This window comes from Amycolatopsis sp. FU40 (genome assembly GCF_021903635.1).
Taxonomy (GTDB): domain Bacteria; phylum Actinomycetota; class Actinomycetes; order Mycobacteriales; family Pseudonocardiaceae; genus Amycolatopsis; species Amycolatopsis dendrobii.
Window position 1 is genome coordinate 6,814,558 of sequence record NZ_CP091381.1, and the last position, 17,515, is coordinate 6,832,072.

The 17,515-nt window shown below is 69.3% G+C and carries 14 protein-coding genes; 4 read left to right on the plus strand and 10 right to left on the minus strand.

The features are described 5' to 3' along the window. The 5 genes from L3Q65_RS31970 to L3Q65_RS31990 all read right to left on the minus strand — a co-directional run bounded on the left by L3Q65_RS31970 (position 1) and on the right by L3Q65_RS31990 (position 5,829). Positions 1 to 432 carry a roadblock/LC7 domain-containing protein gene (locus L3Q65_RS31970; RefSeq protein ID WP_009083953.1) on the minus strand — a complete coding sequence of 144 codons (432 nt, stop codon included), beginning with the start codon at positions 430 to 432 and terminating at the stop codon, positions 1 to 3. A 453-nt stretch (positions 433 to 885) separates the two neighbouring features. Then, positions 886 to 1,491 (minus strand): ATP/GTP-binding protein, encoded by a 606-nt coding sequence (locus tag L3Q65_RS31975; protein WP_182896712.1) that lies wholly within the window; start codon positions 1,489 to 1,491, stop codon positions 886 to 888. After that, positions 1,472 to 2,248: a DUF742 domain-containing protein gene (locus tag L3Q65_RS31980; protein WP_037807839.1), complete on the minus strand. Its 777-nt coding sequence runs from the start codon at positions 2,246 to 2,248 to the stop codon at positions 1,472 to 1,474. Before L3Q65_RS31980 ends, L3Q65_RS31975 begins: the two co-directional genes overlap by 20 nt. Before the next feature lie 27 nt (positions 2,249 to 2,275). Then, positions 2,276 to 2,752: a roadblock/LC7 domain-containing protein gene (locus L3Q65_RS31985; protein WP_369871052.1), complete on the minus strand. Its 477-nt coding sequence runs from the start codon at positions 2,750 to 2,752 to the stop codon at positions 2,276 to 2,278. After that, complete coding sequence (locus tag L3Q65_RS31990) at positions 2,749 to 5,829, minus strand: nitrate- and nitrite sensing domain-containing protein (protein ID WP_237597404.1); 3,081 nt, start codon at positions 5,827 to 5,829, stop codon at positions 2,749 to 2,751. Before L3Q65_RS31990 ends, L3Q65_RS31985 begins: the two co-directional genes overlap by 4 nt. A 699-nt stretch (positions 5,830 to 6,528) precedes the next feature. Here L3Q65_RS31990 and L3Q65_RS31995 point away from each other — a divergent pair. Genes L3Q65_RS31995 through L3Q65_RS32010 form a run of 4 tightly spaced genes read left to right on the plus strand, consistent with a single transcriptional unit; the run spans position 6,529 to position 9,954 of the window. Further along, entirely contained in the window at positions 6,529 to 7,491 is a 963-nt protein-coding gene (locus L3Q65_RS31995; RefSeq protein WP_220508765.1) for an ABC transporter substrate-binding protein, read from the plus strand. Between the two features lies 1 nt (position 7,492). Further along, positions 7,493 to 8,260 carry an ABC transporter permease gene (locus L3Q65_RS32000; protein WP_067594799.1) on the plus strand — a complete coding sequence of 256 codons (768 nt, stop codon included), beginning with the start codon at positions 7,493 to 7,495 and terminating at the stop codon, positions 8,258 to 8,260. After that, the gene (locus tag L3Q65_RS32005; RefSeq protein ID WP_182896709.1) at positions 8,257 to 9,081 is read left to right on the plus strand and encodes an ABC transporter permease; all 825 of its coding nucleotides are present in this window, start codon (positions 8,257 to 8,259) and stop codon (positions 9,079 to 9,081) included. Before L3Q65_RS32000 ends, L3Q65_RS32005 begins: the two co-directional genes overlap by 4 nt. 15 nt (positions 9,082 to 9,096) lie before the next feature. Beyond that, positions 9,097 to 9,954: an ABC transporter ATP-binding protein gene (locus tag L3Q65_RS32010; protein ID WP_182896708.1), complete on the plus strand. Its 858-nt coding sequence runs from the start codon at positions 9,097 to 9,099 to the stop codon at positions 9,952 to 9,954. On the opposite strand, the gene L3Q65_RS32015 is transcribed toward L3Q65_RS32010, so the two are convergent. From L3Q65_RS32015 to L3Q65_RS32035, 5 genes are all read right to left on the minus strand, one after another. Continuing rightward, the gene (locus L3Q65_RS32015; RefSeq protein ID WP_237597405.1) at positions 9,955 to 10,674 is read right to left on the minus strand and encodes a hypothetical protein; all 720 of its coding nucleotides are present in this window, start codon (positions 10,672 to 10,674) and stop codon (positions 9,955 to 9,957) included. It lies immediately after the preceding gene. Positions 10,675 to 10,765: 91 nt separating this feature from the next. Continuing rightward, entirely contained in the window at positions 10,766 to 11,983 is a 1,218-nt protein-coding gene (locus L3Q65_RS32020; protein WP_182896707.1) for an acyl-CoA dehydrogenase family protein, read from the minus strand. A gap of 123 nt (positions 11,984 to 12,106) precedes the next feature. Beyond that, complete coding sequence (locus L3Q65_RS32025) at positions 12,107 to 13,747, minus strand: protease pro-enzyme activation domain-containing protein (protein WP_237597406.1); 1,641 nt, start codon at positions 13,745 to 13,747, stop codon at positions 12,107 to 12,109. A gap of 326 nt (positions 13,748 to 14,073) precedes the next feature. Then, complete coding sequence (locus L3Q65_RS32030) at positions 14,074 to 14,751, minus strand: copper homeostasis protein CutC (protein ID WP_182896705.1); 678 nt, start codon at positions 14,749 to 14,751, stop codon at positions 14,074 to 14,076. 3 nt (positions 14,752 to 14,754) lie between these two features. Beyond that, entirely contained in the window at positions 14,755 to 17,439 is a 2,685-nt protein-coding gene (locus L3Q65_RS32035) for a nitrate- and nitrite sensing domain-containing protein (protein ID WP_237597407.1), read from the minus strand. Between the last annotated feature and the right edge of the window lie 76 nt (positions 17,440 to 17,515).

Consider the following 17,515-nt stretch of genomic DNA (forward strand, 5'->3'; position numbering starts at 1 on the left):
CTACCCCAGTACCCCGCCGCCCTGCAGCTGCGCGCGCAGCTCCGGCGTGATCTGCTCGCCGACCCGCTCGACCAGCAGGGTCATTTCGTACGCGACTGTCCCGATGTCACACGTCGGCGCGGCGAGCACGGCCAAACAGGACCCGTCCGAGACCGACATCAGGAACAGGTATCCGCGTTCCATCTCGACCACGGTCTGGTTCACGCCGCCCGCCTCGAAGCATCGCGCCGCGCCCTGGGTCAGGCTGATCAGCCCGGACGCCACCGCCGAGAGCTGCTCGGCGCGTTCCTGCGGCAATCCCTCCGAAGGCGCGAGCATCAGTCCGTCCGCCGACACCAGCACCGCGTGCGCCGCACCCGGGACCCGGCGCACGAAATCCGAGATCAGCCAGCTGAACGTGCCCTGGTCCGCTGGCCGGTCGGAATCGGTCACTGCCCCTCCAAGCTCCTCGAACGCTGCCGGACGCCCGTTCGCCGCCCTCGGGCCATCCTCGCCCGGCCGCGGTGAAGTCGTCGTTCCAGCGTATTCACGCACCCGGTCGTGTCGAGCGTGTGCCCGGGCACGGTACGTGTCTGCCGGATGTAACGTCGCGCGAACGCATGCACAACCACGCATTCGCGGGTCACTCGGTGGTGGCGGCGGCCACCGTGCGCAGCGGGATGTCCGTGCAGGTCACCGCCGGTCCGACGCCCCGATCAGGGGCGGCCGGCCTCGGCCGCGAGGGGACGGGACTACTCGGCCCGCCCCGCTCGGAGGCACCACTCCCCGAAGCGGGTGAAGCCCGTGGAGTTCACTCCAACGGCCGCACCCGAGCCGGGGTGTAACGGGAATCTGGGAGTCGGCGGACGCCTCCTTCGCAGACGGCGGCGGGGACCGCGGACGGGACTAGCCCGCCCGCAAAGCCGTGTCGTGCGCGATCGCGTGCTGCACGACGGAGATCAGCACCTGCTTCGCCGAATCCCGCTCCCGCGCGTCGCACGCCATGATCGGCACCGACGGCGAGATGGTGAGCGCGTGCCGCACGTCCTCGATCTGGTGGTGCAGCAGCCGGTCGAAGCAGTTGATCGCCACGACGTAAGGCAGCTTCCGGTTCTCGAAGAAGTCGATCGACGGGAACGCGTCCGCCAGCCTGCGCGTGTCCACCAGCACGACCGCGCCGATCGCGCCGACGGCGAGGTCGTCCCACATGAACCAGAACCGGTGCTGGCCCGGCGTGCCGAACACGTACAGCACCAGGTCGGAGTCGAGCGAGATCCGGCCGAAGTCCATGGCCACCGTGGTGGTCGACTTGTTCGGCGTGGCCGACACGTCGTCGTGGCCCACGCTGGCCTCGGTCATCATGGCCTCGGTGGTCAGCGGGTCGATCTCGGAGATCGCCCCGACCAGAGTCGTCTTGCCCGAACCGAACCCACCCGCGACCACGATCTTGGCCGACGAGGTCGGACCCGTATGCGGTGTGTTCGCGTCGGAGTCAAATTCTCCGAAGCCCACTGAGCACCCTTTCCATGAACTCGATACTGGGGCGGTCGCCCGAATTCGTGCTGCTGCTCGTGTGCACGAGCACCAGGCCGAGGCCCGCCACGTCACCAATCAGCACCCGCACCACGCCGAGCGGCAGCCGCAGGAGCGCGGCCACCTCGGCGACCGACCGGGTGTCGAGGCAGAGGTCGCAGATCGACCGGTGCTCCGGCACGCGGACGCGGTCAAGCACCCTGCCCTGCTCGCTCGTCGACACCAGCGCCTCGATCGCGAGGTCGTAGGTCGGCTTCGTGCGCCCTCGGGTGCGGAAGTAAGGCCGGACCAGCCCGGAGGTCTCCACCTCGGCGGGCTCGTCCACGTATTCGCCGGCCGCCTGCATCGGCAGCGCGGCGGCCAGTCCGTTCGACGGGAAGCTCGATGGCCCCGGCGACCCGTCGCGTTCGGCGCTGAACGCGGCGAACTCGGCCGAGTCGTACAGCGGTCCGCTCGCCCCGCCGAACAGCTCCGAACCGGGTCCGCCGAGCAGCCGCTCGCGGTACCCGGGCACCGCGGTGATGCCCGGCTGCTGCCCGGCGTTGGAATCGGTCAGCCAGTTCGGCGGTTCGCGCACCGGCTCGGAATCAGCGGCTTGGACGTCCCTCGAACGCCATTCGCGGTCGACCCGATCCCGGAAGGACTTCCAGTCCTCCCGGCTCTGGTCCCGATCGCCCCAGCCCCCGGTGTGCTCGTCACCGAGCCGGCCGTCGCCGCGCAAGCGCCCGTCGTCCACGGTTTACTCCTGTAGTCCTAGGTCCGCCTAGCGACGGACCGCAGCGCCCTGCAGTTGTGCCCGCATCTCCGGTGTCAGCTGCTGGCCGACCCGTTCGACCAGCAGAGTCATCTCGTACACCACCAAGCCGATGTCGCTTTCCGGCGAACCCAGCACCGCGAGGCACGAGCCGTCGGACACCGACATCAGGAAGAGAAATCCGTTCGCCATCTCGACCACGGTCTGCGCGACCGGGCCGCCCTCGAACACCTTCGCCGCCCCGCGCGCGAGGCTGGTCAGCCCCGAGGCGACGGCTGCCAACTGGTCCGCCCGGTCCTTCGGCAGCCCGCGCGAAGACGCGAGCAGCAGACCGTCGGCCGAGACGACCACCGCGTGCGCCGCACCGGGCACCCGGTGGACGAAGTCCGTGATCAGCCACGCGAAGCTGCTCGCCGCGCTGCCGCCGGCCTGCCTGCCGTTCGGCTGCACCGAGCCGCCTCCCGGCTGCACTCCCGCCCGTGTCACTCTCGCTCCTCACTGCTGTCGCTCACATACCCGGCCCCGGTGACGCGAACCCCGTCGTCGTCGAGCCGGGCTTCCGGCGGCCGCTCCTTCAGCGCGTGCCTGCCGGACTTGTACCCACGCTGGAAGCTTGCCATCCGGCTGCGGGCAGCCGTCGCCGAGCGGGTGATCGCACCCGTTCCGGGCATTCCGGTGGTCGCGTCGGTGAACGAGTTCTGCTGCTGCGCCGGTTCCGGCGCGTTGCCGATCGAGCCGGGGACCAGGTACGCGTTGGGCACGCGCTTGGGCAGCCCGGCGGACGTGATCTCCTCGTTCTTGGATTCGAGCAGCGACTGCGCCGCCTGCCAGCCCTCGTCGGAGACGCTGTGCCAGCTGTCGTCCTCCGGCTCGTCGGAACCGGGGTAGAGCGGCGTCGACTCGAGCGGCTCGCTCGCCTGCCGCGCCGGCTCGGCCCTGGTCTCGGCGCGTTCCTCCGGCGCGGCGGCGGGAGCCTCGGCGGCTTCCGGCTCCGGTTCCGGCGCGGCCGCCTGCGGCGTTCCGGCTCCGGGTTCGCCGTCCTCGCCCTCGCTGAACCAGCGCGACAGCACCGACTGGTAGATCGGCAGCCGCCGGGTGGGCACGTCGTCCTCGAGCGCGGCGGAACCGTCCGGCTCGGCGGGCGGCTGCTCCTTGGGCGCTTCCGGCGCGACGTACTTCGGCTCCCGCTTCGGCAGCACCAGCGGCGGGAATTCGGTCTGGGCCAGGCTCGCGCCCTCGCCGTACGACTCGCGCGTGAGCGGCGCGAGGTCCTCCGCGGTCGGCCACGCCGGAGCTTCCGAGGCGGGCGTCGCCGGGCTGAGGAACGGACCGGCCGCGCGGTTGCCCGCGACGAGGTCGTCGAGGCTGATCGGCTGGTCGAGCGGGACGAGGCCGCCGTTCTCGGACGCTCCGCCGGAGTGCGCCGAACCCATCGCCTCGGTCAGCTCGGCGGCCGCGGGCGGCGGCGCGAGCGGAAGCGGGTTCGACGGCTCCGGTTCGCGGTTCAGCGGCGGAAGGCTCGGATGCGAGACCTCGTTGCGGTTCGGCGGCGGCGGGGTGTTCCGCATCGTCGGGGACACGGTCCGGACCTGGGTGAGCAGCTCGACCGGGACCACGACGCGGGCGATCACGCCGCCCTCGATGTCCTCGTTCTCGCGCAGCCGCACCTCGATGCCGTGCCGCTGGGCGAGCCGCGCGACCACGTACAGACCCATTCGCCGGGTCACCGACACGTCAAGGTCCGGCGGGTCGGCGAGACGCTCGTTGACTTCGGCGAGGCGTTCCTCGCTCATCCCGACGCCGTGGTCGGTGACCTGGATCGCCAGCGCCTTCTTGCGCGTGATGACCGCGCGGACGGTGATCTTGGTCTCCGGTTCGGAGAAGTAGGTCGCGTTGTCGAGCAGTTCCGCGAGCACGTGCACGAGGTCGTGGATCGCGAGGCCCTGCACCGCGACCTCGGGCACGATGCCGATCTCGATGCGGGCGTACTGCTCGATCTCCGACACCGCCGCGCCGATCACGTCGGCCGCCGGCACCGGCTTGGGCACCGACTTCGCGAGGCCCGCGCCCGAAAGCACCAGCAGCGATTCGCCGTTCCGGCGCAACCGGGTCGCCAGGTGGTCGAGTTCGAACAGGCTCGCGAGATGGTCCGGGTCCTGCTCGTCGGCCTCGAGCCGGTCGATGACGCCGAGCTGGCGTTCCACCAGCCGCTGCGACCGCCGGGAGAGGTTCACGAAGATGCCGTTGACGTTCTCGCGCAGCAGTGCCTGTTCGGCGGCCATCTTGACCGCCTGCTCGTGCACCACGTCGAACGAGCGCGCCACTTCGCCGATCTCGTCGCGGGTGAGGACCGGGACCGGGTCGACCGCCTTCTTCGAGGCGTTGACCGGGTCCGGGTCGTCCAGGATGGCCTGCACGGTTTCCGGCAGCCGGGTGTAGGCGACGTCCAGCGCGGTCTTCCGCAGCACCCGCAGCGGGCGCAGCATCAGCCGGGCGATGACGAGCATCAGCATCAGCGCGGCGACCAGCGCGGCGAGGACGATGACCCCGCCGACCCACGCCGAGCGCACCGCGTTGCTGGCCAGTTCGTCGGCCTGCGCGCGCAGCTGGGTCAGCAGGTTGACCTCGACCGCGCGCAGTTTGTCGGCGGCGACGGTGGAGTCCTGGCCGAGCTTGGTGCCGTCGAGGTTGAGCGGCTGGCTCTGCTGGGCGAAGGAGAACGCCTGTGTCTGCAACCGCCGACGCTCGTCGACCTCGGGGCCGGAGTAGGTGTCGTTGTAGAGCTGGACCTGGTCGTCGGTGGCGTTGGCGAGGAACGCGGTGATCGACGCGTCGCCGCTGGCCTCGGCGGCCCGGGTCTCGTCGATCAGGTTGCCGGGGAAGCCGTCGCGGAACGCGGCGATCTGCAGCGCGGAGTCGCCGCGGAGGATGAACTCCTTCGCCTCGCTGATCGACTGCGTGCTCGTGCCGAGGCGGAGCAGGTCGCGGTCGGTCGTCGCGGTGGAGACCTCGCGGCCGAGCTGGATCAGCGAGTCGAGCACCGAGGAGTAGGTGTCGAGGACCGCGCGGTCGGAGTAGGCCGAGGTGGTCATCGCCGCGCGCAGCGGGCGCAGCGCGTCGAGGCGCTGGAGGCCGTGCGCGTAGCGGTCGCTGGCCGCCTGGTCCTCGTTGTCGAGGTTGACCGCGGCGTTGCGCAGGTCGTCGACGTCGCGGTCGACCTTCGCCATCTGCGCGTCGAGGCCGGTCTGGCGCAGCGGGTCCGCCGAGGAGATCCGGACCACCGCCAGCGCGCGCTCGCGCTGCAGGTCGTGCACTACCGCGGTGACCTTCTCGGCGAAGGCGACCTGGTTGGCGGTGTGGTTGAGGTCGACCGCCGACCGCACGTCGTCGACCACGCGCAGGACGCCGAGCACCAGCGCGGTGATCGTGGGGATGAGGAGAATGAGCGCGAGCTTGGACCGCAATCGCCAGTTGCCGAGCGCGAGCCAGGACCGCTGCTGCGCGGTCCCCGCGTTCTCCTGAGCGGAGGCCTCCCCTGCCCCCGCGGTGTCTTCGTTCGGCACCGCCGCACCACCGTCCGGGCCCGAGGGGCCCGTTGATTCCGAACCTGCCGTGCTCGTGGCCACTACGCGCACGCTCCCGGCAGGTAATCCGCCACCTGAGTGGTCTGGACCGCGCCCCGGACTGTTACACCCTTTCGAGTGAAAAGATCGACTTCGAGGTGCGGCTGCCCGCCGCCTCGGGCGCGGAATCGGTTCAGGTCTGGCATGACGTTCGGTCCCCGCACGTGGTCGATCTCTTAGTCCGTTCGGCCGAGGCCACCCTGCACCGGCTCGTCGCCGGCGTGCGCGGAGAGCCTTTTCCCTAGTCGCGCTCTCACTACATCGGTGGTCCACACCTCACATTGCAGGAGCAGAGGGTAGCGAACGCCTGGCCCATTTGTAACCCTCCAGAAGTTGCCCGGAGAGCACCCAGGCAGCGGATCAAGGCCCATCGGGCACCCACAGGTCGTTCACATACCCCGACATACCAGGGGATTCGATCACCTGATCGAGTGACCAGTGCCACTTCTGAATCGTATATGAACACCCATTGTGAGTGATCGTCCTGGTTCTCTACAGTAGCCGCGTGACTCCGGACAATGAGCCACCTTCCCCCCGCGTCCATGCCAGACGCGGGCCCATTTGCTAGGAGCGACCTTGTTTGATGAAGCGGTGAGCAGCCGGCGCGATTACGGCAGGCGCGGGTTCCTGTCGCTCGCGATGGCGGGCGGCGTGGCCTTGACTGCCAGCGGATGCGGCCTGCTGGGCGGATCGGACGATTCGGGCAGCGCGAAGGGCGGCTCCGGGGTCGAGAAGGCCAAGATCAAGGTCTCGATCATGCCGACGATCGACGTGGTGCCTTTCCACCTCGCGGTCCAGAACGGCTACTTCAAGAACGAGGGACTCGAGGTCGAAGCCGTCGACGCCGCCAGCGGTGACGCGTCGCTGCAGAAACTGCAGGCGGGCGAGGTCGACATCGCCTACGCGAGCTACACGCCGTTCTTCATCGCCAAGAGCAAGGGCGCCGCGGACATCAAGCTCGTCGCCGACGCCTCCTCGGCCGGCCCGAAGAGCACCGAGGTCGTGGCGATGCCGAACAGCAACATCAAGAACGTGCACGACCTGGCGGGCAAGCGGATCGGGATCACCGCCACCAACACGATTTGCGACACCCTGACCAAATCGGTCATGCGCGACAACGGCGTGAGCTTCAACGACGTGCAGTGGGTTTCCCTGCGGTTCCCGGACATCGGCCCCGCGGTCAAGCGCGGCAACATCGACGCCGGCTTCCTGACCGAGCCGTTCATCACGCAGTCGGCGAAGGTCAACGGGACGGTCGAGGTCATCGACACCGCTTCCGGCGGCACCAAGGACTTCCCGACCGCGGGCTACGGCTCGCTCGGCAAGTTCACCGACGCCAACCCGAAGACCGTCGCGGCGTTCCAGCGCGCGATGCTGCGGGCCACCAAGGAATCGGCCGACCGTTCGAAGATCGAGCCGCTGATGATCCAGTTCTCGAAGGTGGACGAGGCGACCGCGAAGATCACGAACCTGCTGACCTTCCAGTCCACTTTGGACGCCCGGCGCATCCAGCGGGTGCCGGACCTGCTGCAGCAGTTCGGTTCCATCCAGTCGAAGATCGACGTCCAGTCGATGATCGTCCCGCAGGCGAACGCGTCCTGACGTGCGCCTCGTCCGGAACCTGACCGGCCTGCTCGGCTTCCTCCTGATCTGGGAGGCCGTCGTGCGGGCCGGTCTGATCGACCAGAACGACCTTCCCCCGCCGACCGTGGTGTTCGCCCGGATCGGCGAACTGTTCGGCGACGTCGAATTCGTCCGCGACGTGGTCGCCTCGGTGCTCGCGTGGCTGATCGCGCTGCTCATCTCGATCGCCATCGCGGTCCCGGCCGGTCTGCTGCTCGGCAGCGTCCGCTGGCTGCGCGACGCGACCAAGGCGATCGTCGAATTCCTGCGGCCGATCCCTTCTGTGGCACTGATTCCGCTGGTGCTGATCGTCGTCGGCGGCGGCCCGGAAGCGAAGATCACGCTAGCCGTGTACGCGGCGGTGTGGCCGATTCTCTTCAACACCATTTACGCGCTGGCCGAGATCGACCCGCTGCTGCTGGAAACCGCGCGCACCTACGGAACTCCGCGTTCGCGGGTGCTGACCTCGGTCGCGCTGCCGCACGCCGCGCCGTTCGTGTTCACCGGGATCCGGCTGTCCGCGGCGATTTCGCTGATCCTGGTGATCAGCACGGAATTCCTGGCCGGGGCGAAGCTCGGCATCGGGCAGTTCGTGCTCGAAGCCAGTTCCGGACCGGGCCGGATGGATCTGGTGCTCGCCGGAACGGTGGTCGCCGGGCTGCTCGGCTACCTCGTGAACGAGGGCCTGGAACGACTGGGCAATCGGCTGTTCCGCTGGAGCAGCGCTGTCGAAGGAGCCGCCGCGTGAGTGTGGTCGAGAAGCCCTCCACCGTCACGCGCCGGGTGAGCCGCGGCCTCAGCGGGTTCGCCCGCAAGTGGCTGCTGTTCGCGATTCTGGTGGTGCTGTGGGAGATCGCGACGCAGCTGAGCGAAAGCGTGTTCTTCCCGCCGCCGTCGAAGATCGCCGCCGCGGCCGCGAAACTGTGGTTCTCCGGCCCGGCCTCGCACCTGTTCCTCGGCGACCCGGTGTTCGACCACATCCTGCCGAGTCTCGGCAGGCTGCTCGGCGGCTGGCTGCTCGCGGTGGTGATCGGTGTCGCGCTCGGCACCGCGCTCGGCCGCTCGCGCACCGGGATGGACTACGTGGGGCCGCTGTTCGCGTTCTTCCGCGCCATTCCGCCGCCCGCGCTGGTGCCGGTGTTCATCATCCTGTTCGGCATCGGCCCTGGCATGCAGACCGCGACGATCATCTTCAGTTCGCTGTGGCCGGTGCTGATGAACACAGTGGACGGTGTCCGCTCGGTCGACAAGGTCAAGGTCGAGACGGCCCGCGCGTTCCGTACGCCCAAGCGGTACTGGATCGGGCTGGTCGTGCTGCCCTCGGCGCTGCCGAAGATCTTCGCCGGGCTTCGGGTGTCGCTTTCGATCGCGCTGATCCTGATGGCGATCTCCGAACTGGTGGGAGCGCTCAACGGCATCGGCTACGCGCTGCTCGCCGCCCAGCGTTCGTACGACTTCGACCAGATGTGGGCATGGATCGTGCTGCTGGGCATCCTCGGCTACGCGTTCAACGCCGCACTCCTCGGCATCGAACGCCGGGTGCTCGGCTGGCAGCCCGGCCGGAACTAGGAAGGTTTTCCCGTTATGTCGACCATGCTCGAGGTCTCCGGCCTCAGCCACCGCTACGGCAGCGGCGAGTCCGCGCACGTCGCGGTCAACGAACTGTCGTTCACGGTGGAGACCGGGCAGCTGGCGTGCATCGTCGGCCCGTCCGGCTGCGGAAAGTCCACCCTGCTGCGCGCGATCGCCGGCCTGATCCCGCCGACCGCGGGCACGGTGAGCCTGCACGGCGATCGCGTCACGTCGGTGCCGGACGATCTCGCCGTGGTGTTCCAGGACTACAGCCGCTCCCTGTTCCCGTGGCTGTCGGTCGCGAAGAACGTGGAATTCCCGCTGCGCTGGAGCAAACTCGACAAGGCGACCCGGCGTGCCCGGGCCGCCGAAGCGCTCGAGGCGGTCGGCCTGTCGGCCGCGGTGAACAAGTACCCGTGGCAGCTCTCAGGCGGCATGCAGCAGCGGGTGTCGATCGCCCGCGCGCTGGCGAGCCGCCCCGCGCTGCTGCTGATGGACGAGCCGTTCGCGTCGGTGGACGCCCAGACCCGGTTCGAGCTGGAAGACCTGCTGCGCCGGGTGCAGGTCGAACAGAGCACGACGGTTTTGCTGGTGACGCACGACATCGACGAGAGCGTGTACCTGGGCGACCGGGTGCTGGTGCTGTCGAAGTCGCCTGCCCGGATCGTGGCGGATCTGAAGGTGGACCTGCCCGCCCAGCGGGACCAGATCACGACGCGGGAATCGGCGGAATTCGTTTCGCTGCGCGGCGAAGTGGCCCGGTTGCTGCACGGGCCGGCCGTGCAGGCGGCGGCCGATCTGGCGGAGCAGGAGGCGGCGGAGGCCGCTGCTTCGGAGGCTTCGGACGCCGTCGTTTCGGAGAAGAAGTAGTCACAGCTTCGGGAACCAGACCGAGACGTCCGCAAGGGCGTCAAGGGTGCCGGGATCCACTTTTCCGGCAACGGTTTCTGTTTCGGCGACCACCATTGCTCGACCGTCCACTCTGGACTGGAAGTGGTGGCCGGAGAATTTCACGCCGTCGAGGCCGAGCAGGGCAGCGCCTAGGGGTTTGATGTCCCCGCTGCCCTGCACCTCCTCGACCTTCTCGCACCCCTCGGCGTCGCTCTTCTTCGGAAACCCCACCCGCGCGATGGAAAGCACCGCCGCGTTGCCGTGTCCGTCTCCGACGGCGAAGAGGTTCCGATGCAACGAGGTACAACGGTGCCGTGCGAGGTACTCCCGGACACGACCGGTGGAATTCAGCAGGCAGTCGCCCTCGCGCTCCATCGCTTCCTTGAGCTGCTTGAGCTTGAACCGGCTGAAGGTCTCTTTCTTACGGCCCCGCTTCGCGGACTTCTCGGCCTCCGCTTTCCGTGCCTTGAGGCTCCGGCCAGGCAAGGAATCCGCGACGTCGCCCGCGAGGTTGCCGGGCAACGCCTCTGCCGCACCGGAACCCACGCTGGCCGCACCGCCAAGTCCCGTCGCCGTGCCGCCGCCGACTGCGGCGACGATGGCCACCCCGGCTACGAAAACCTTTGCTCCGCCGCCCTTCTTAGGCGTGATCGGATACTTCGTCCCGTCCGGACGCGTCCGGATAATCGGCTTCGCCACTCGCTGTCCCTCCCCTGGACACCAAGACCGAAGCGGTCAAGATAGCCCCTGAGCAGCAAGAACTCATTCGATTCCGGCCCGGTTCACCCGTTCAGCCCTTAGCGCGGGAATCCGGTCCGGTCTCGTCCGGACCGATCTCCGGCAGCGTTCGCACGCCCAGCACGTTCGCCCCCACCAGTTTCCGGGTCGCCAGGTTGCCCATCGGCATGAACGTGCTCGCCTGCACGTCGCGCCACATGCGCTCGAACGGCAGCGCCTTCGTGTAGGACATCCCGCCCAGTGCATCGACCAGCCGCTGCATCACCTGGACCGCGTTGTTCGCCGCCGTGTACTTCACGATCGCGCTGCGGGCCACGCCGTCTTGGATGTCCCCGGTGAACAACCGCCGGCTCGTCACCTCTTCGGCCTGGCGGTAGATCAGCGCGCGGGAGCTTTCCAGCAGGATCTGGCATTCGCCGATCACGTCCTGCAGCACCGGGTCTTCCGCCTTGCCGCGCTGGATCAGCGTCTGCACGGTCCAGTCCAGCGCGCCGGCCGCGATTCCCGTGTACACCGCCGAGAACGCGGGCATCGCCCAGGCCCAGACGGTTTCCAGCACCCTCGAGTCGAGGTGTTTCACTGGCAGCGAGTGCACGACCGCGGCGTCCTCGACGAACACCTTGTCCAGTTCGACGTCGTTGCTCTGGGTGCCGCGCATGCCCATGGTGTTCCACGTCTGGTGGATCGTGACGCCCGGCGCGTCCAGCGCGATCTGGCACAGCAGCAGCCGCGGGCCGCCGTCGGCGTCCTCGTAGCGGGCGGTGGTCGAGCAGTGCGTGGCGACCGCCGAGTTGGTCGCGAAGCTCTTGCGGCCGGTCAGTTCGAAGCCGCCCTCGACGCGGACCGCACGGGTCTTCGCGTCCGTCATGTCGTTGCGCAGGCCCGTTTCGCTGGTGATCGACGCCCAGACCAGTTCGCCGTCCACCGCCTTGCGCAGCAGTTGCTCCAGCCGGGGCGCCTTCGTGCGCCGCCACACGCTCGCCCACTGTCCCAGCGGCGACAGGTGCATCGTGAACGCCAGCGCGGTCGCGCCGTCGCCCATCGCCAGCCGTTCCAGCACCGGCAGGATTTCCGGCAGCCCGGCACCGGAGCCGCCGAGTTCCTCGGGAACCGACAGCCGGAGGAAGCCCGCCTCCCGCAGATCGTCGTAGTTCTGGTGCGGGAACGTGTTGTCCCGGTCGTGCTCGGCCGCGCGCTCGGCGAAACTGTCCGCGAGCTTGGCGGCGCGGTCGACGAGGGCCTGCTGCTTAGGCGTCAGGAGAGGCTGCACCCGGCCATCAAAACAGCGTCCCGGATCTTGGTCAATCAGCCATTGTCCGTAGCCGCTTCAGTCCACAAGACACGCGCGAGCGCCTGCCCCGGCGACCGGGACAGGCGCTCGCGACAGTCGTTGTCAGCCGATCAGTTTGGACAGTCCGGAGCCGTTGAACGAACCCCAGCCGGTCGTCTGGTCGTAGCCCTTTCCGGCGGAGAAGCCGGTGGTGCCGTTGAAGGTGTTGTTTCCGGTGGTCACATCGTGGAAGCCAAAACCGTACGAGGAACCGTTGCCGATGCTGTAGAACTTCGCGTTCAGGTTGCCGAGGCCGCCCTTGTGGACCTCGTTCTGCAGCGCGGCGAAGCCCGCCCACAGCGGCGCGGCGCCCGACGTGCCCCACACGTTCCCGGTCTGTCCGCCGGAGATGATCGTGTACGCCGAACCCTGCGCGGCGTCACCGGCGACGTCCGGGACCTTGCGCTTGGTCGTGCTCTGCTTGGACTGCCACGACGGCGCGGCGAAGATCGTCGAGATGCCGCCGCCGCCCGCTCCGCCGGAAGCACCGTCGTTCCACGTCGTCTCGCTGCTGTAGCCGTTCGACGAATTCACCGTCAGCTGCGTGCCGCCGACGCCGGAGACGTTCGGGCTCGACGCCGGGAAGTCCACGGCCTGGGACTTGCTGCCGGTCTGGCGGGCGCAGTCGGTGGTGCCGTCGTCGCCCGCGGCGGCGAAGTAGCTGATGCCCTCGGCGGTGCCGGTCGCGAGCGCCTTGTCGACGCTGTTGGCCGCGGCCGAGCCTTCCGCCGCCTCGCAAGAGCCCCACGAGATCGAGACGACGCTGACCTTCTTGTCCGACGCGATCTTCTGGTACATCGCCAGCTCGCCCGCGTTGGAGTTCGGGGCCTCGTACACGTAGTCGTTGGCAGGCGCGGCGAGCGCGTGCACGACCTCGATGTCCAGGTCGACCTCGGTCTGGCCGTCGCCGGGGCTGGAGTCGTAGTTGGCTCCGTTGACCGAAACCGTGCTGACCGTGCCCGCCTTGAGGCCGTACTTGGTGTCGTACGCGGTGATGTCGGACTTCTTGTAGCCGTCGAACTCCACGAAACCGACATTCACGCCCGCGCCGGTGGCGGTCATTCCGCTGGTGCCGTACGCGGTCTTGAGGATGGTCGGCGTCACCGGCTTGACCGTGCGCGGCGCCTGCGTCGGCTTCGCGTGGTGCTTGACCGCGTGATTGTCGAGGCCGACGACCGAATCGACCACCGAGGACACCGAAGCGGGCAATTCCGGCGCCGAGTCGTTGGCGTAGAACTTCCGGCCGGTGACCGTGTCGGTGTAATTGCCGATACGCGTATGGAAGGCAGATTCCAGCTGTCCGGCAGTTGCCGAGAAGGTGATCGCCTGCCGGTTTCCGGAAACCTCAATACCCTGCGCACCGCTGCGCTTGAGGAAATTCACCGCCTGATCGGCCTCGGCTTGCGTTGGGCCGAATGCAGCAGTGAATTGCTCCGGAGAGAGGAATCGGTGGTACTGCGGCGAAGCCGGGTCCTGCACGTCGGCGAGGAAGCGGGCCAATGCCTGCTGGTTGTGCAGCTTGAGGGACAGTGCGGCGGGAATCTGCTGCTCAGCGGCAATATCGCCGGACCGCGCGCTGGCGGCGAGCGGTGCGGCGTTGCCGGAAAGGGCGACCAGCGGATCGGCGTTCGCGACGCCAGCCACGGACAGGCACAGCAAGGCCGGCAGCGGAACCGCGGCGGCGACGAGCTTGCGCAAGCGCATGAGAATTCCTCTCGAGAGGCGGGGACCAGGTCGGCTAAATCGCGGTACCGACCCGTATCACCGACCCTAAAAAACCGCAGGAAACAAAGAAACCTACTTTTGGCTGACCTTAACGCGGTTGGTTTGTTTTCCACTTGCACGATTTATGACTGATTGACGCCGCGATGTCCAGCCGAATCCGGAAACCATCGGACGTCGGAAGACGGAAGCCCCGGACATTCCGGACCGCTTGCGCGCACACGCGCACTGTGCTCGTCAAGCAAAGAAGGGAACCTTGCCGGAATTGGAATTCCCGGCGAGGTTCCCTTCCGCAATGGACTGGAGCGTCAGCCCTTGACGAGTTCGGCCCACTCGCGCACGGCCGCCGCGTCGACCGGAGCGTCCCAACCGGACGGACGCACCGCTCCGCCGACGTGGAAGCCGCGCACCCCGCCCGCCCGCAGCAAATGCACCTGCTGTGCCCGCAAGCCGCCGCCGACCAGCAGCGCCGGACCGTCGGTCCGCCGCGCCAGCTGCTGCAGCACGGACAGTCCACTCGCGACACCGTTCGCGTGGCCCGCCGCCAGTACGGTGTCGCAGCCGAGCTCAGCCAGCACGTCGTAAGCGGCGATCGGATTGCGCGAACGGTCGATGGCGCGGTGGAACGTCCACGGCCGCCCGTCGATCTCCTTCAGCAGCGCGCGGCACGCCTCGGCGTCGACCTCGCCGTCCTCGGTCAGGAAGCCGAAGACGAACTCCTGCGCACCCGCGGACACCAACCGGGCCGCCGAAGCGCACAGCTCGTCGATCGCGCGCGCGTCGAAAGTGTTCTCCGCGCGCAGCATCACGCGCACCGGCAAGTCAGTGGCCGCGAGCACCTCGCGCACTGTCGCCTCGCTCGGGGTGAGCCCGTCGCTGGCCATGTCGGAGACCAGTTCGAGCCGGTCCGCTCCGCCCTCCTGCGCCCGCTCCGCGTCCCGCGCGCCCAGCGCGATCACTTCCAGCAGGGCGGTGTTCGAACTCATGCCTCATCCGTTTCGATCCAGTGGCGGGGTGTCTTCCCCCCTGGCGTGCCTGCCGCGCCGGAAGCCGCCTTGCAGGCTCGTCATCCGGGCGCGCACCGCGTCGGGGGAAAGCGAGAGTATCGGCCGCGGCTCCGGCTCCGCGGCGGGGCCGCCCGCCACGTCGGCGACCCGCAGGAACGGCCAGGTGTCCTCGGCCCCGTCCTCTTGTTCCAGGTGCTCAGGCGACGGCCACTCCGGTTGCTCCGCGGGCTCCGGCGCCGGCCACTCGGGAGCCGCCTCGTCCGGGTCGTCGGTCGGGAACTCCGGCGGCGTTTCGTAGGCGTGCCTCGGCTCGGCTGCCTGGTAGTCCGGCTCGAACGCGGGCACCTCGGGCATCGGCGCGACGACGCGCGGCTCCGGCGCCACTGGTTCCTCGACCGGGGCGGAGAGGTCGAACCAGCGCGAAAGCACGTCGCGGTAGGCAGGCATCCGGTCCGTCGGCGCGTCGATCTCCAAATGCGACCGCGACGCCGGCCCCGGCCACGACGGCGCTTCCTCGACCACCGGCGCCCGCCGCAGCGGACCGGCGTCGTCGAGGGTCGGCGCGACCAGTTCCACGGGCTCCGCTGGCTCCTCGGCCGGGGCCAGCGGCGCGAGCGGGGCCAGCAGCTCCGGTTCCGGCGCGGGTTCCGGTTCGACCGGCGCGGGCGGCTGCGGCAGCGGCGGGGCCTCGGTGATCAACGCCGCCGGGACGACGGCCGTCGCGGTGAGCCCGCGTCCCTCGGCCGGACTCAGCTTCACCGCGATGGCGTGCCGTTCGGCCAACGTCGCGACCACGAACAGGCCCATCCGGCGCGACACCTCGACGTCGACCTCCGGCGGATGCGCCAGCCGCGCGTTGGTGCGGTCGATCTCCGCCTGCGGCATGCCCGCGCCGCGGTCGGTGATCTCGATCCGCCACGCCCCCTCCGGCGTCCGCGCGCTCTCGACGGTGACCGCCGCCTGCGGCCCGGAGTACCGGGTGGCGTTCTCCAGCAGCTCGGACACCACGTGCACCAGGTCGTTGACCGCGTCGCCGCGCACCGCGAGCGCGGGGGCCGGACCGATCTCGATCCGCTGGTAATCCTCCACTTCGGACAGTGCGGCCCCGATGATCTCGTCGGCGACCACCGGTCCGGTGTCCTCGCGCACCAGGTCGGTGCCGGACAGCACCAGCAGGTTCTCGCTGTTGCGCCGCATCCGGGTGGCGAGGTGGTCGAGTTCGAACAGCCCGCCGAGGGTCTCCGGGTCCTGTTCGCCCGCCTCCATCCGGTCGAGCACGGACAGCTGCCGCTCCACCAGGTCCTGGCTGCGCTGCGACAGGTTGACGAACATCGCGTTGACGTTCTCGCGCAGCATCGCCTGCTCGGCGGCCAGCCGGACCGCCTCGCCGTGCACCGCGTCGAACGCGCGCGCGACCTGTCCGACCTCCTCGCGGGTGAAGATCGGCACCGGCGCGACCGCCGCCCGGTGCCGCAGGTTCTCCGGAGCCGGATCGGGCTCGGTGAGCAGCCGCTGCACGGCCTCGGGCAGCCGATGGTCGGCGACCTCCAGCGCGGTACGGCGCAGGATCCGCAGCGGCCGCAGCAGCGAGCGCGCGATCACCACCGACAGCACACCGGCGACCAGCAGGACACCGATGACGATTCCGCCGTCCCAGATCGTCGACGCGCGGGCGCTGGCGGCCCGTGCGTCCGTTTTGTCCTGGAGCTGGACGAGCAGCGCTTGCTGCACCTGATGGGCGAGATTGACCGTGTACGTCGACGCGGTGTCCCACTGGTCGGCGTCCAGACCAGAGAGCGGCTGGTTGTTCTCGGTCCGCGTGAGCGCCGACTCGACCATGTCGTTGCCGATGTCGACGACGATGCCGATCACCGTGTCCGAGTACATCCGCTGTTCATCCGGAGTCGCGAAGGTGCGGTAGTCGCTGCGCGCGGCGGCCAGTTCGGCCTCCGCGCCGAGCAGCGCACGCGTCCGGTCCCTGTTGAGCGTGCCCTGCGCGATCGCCTCGGACATGATCGCGCGCTTGACCGACATCTGGTCCTTGATCCGCGCGAGCGCGTTCCCGGCCAGCCGCAGCCGCGCCAGGTCGGGTTCGGTGACGTCGGCCGCGGCGGTGTCGCTGATGTCGAGCAACCCCGAGATCAGCTCGCTGTAGGAGCGGAGCACCGCGTCCGCCGGATACGCGGAGTGCTCGGCCGAATACCGGAGGCCGCCCAGCACCCGCAGCCGGTCGTCGCTCTGCTGCAGATCGCCCGCCGCCGATTCGTCGAGCCGCGTTTTGCTGTCGGCGAGCGACCGCTCGAACGCGCCGATCGCCAGGTCGACCCGGGTGCGCTGGCCGACGAGGACGTCGGTGGGCCCCTTGCGGTCGCCCGCGACGAACCGCACCGTGACGTCGCGTTCCCGCTGCAGCTGGTGCACGACCTCGGCGACCGTCGAGTCGACCCGGCAACGGGCGGCGAACTCGGCGAGCTGGCGGGCGTCGCGCAGGTCGCTGTTGACCCGGAGGCCGACCAGCACGACCACGGCGAGCGCCGGGATCAGCAGGACGACGAAGAGCTTGGTGCGCAGCCGCCAGTTCCGCAGCCGCCACCGGCCGCCGACCGGGCGCGAGGCAGCCGGATCCGTCGCGTCACCCGAACGGGGACGGTCGTCGCGACGGGTCACCTGTGCTTCCTTTTCCACCGCGGGAACCTCTGCCCACGGACGTCATCGGGCTCCGGCCGGAAACTACCGCTTGGTA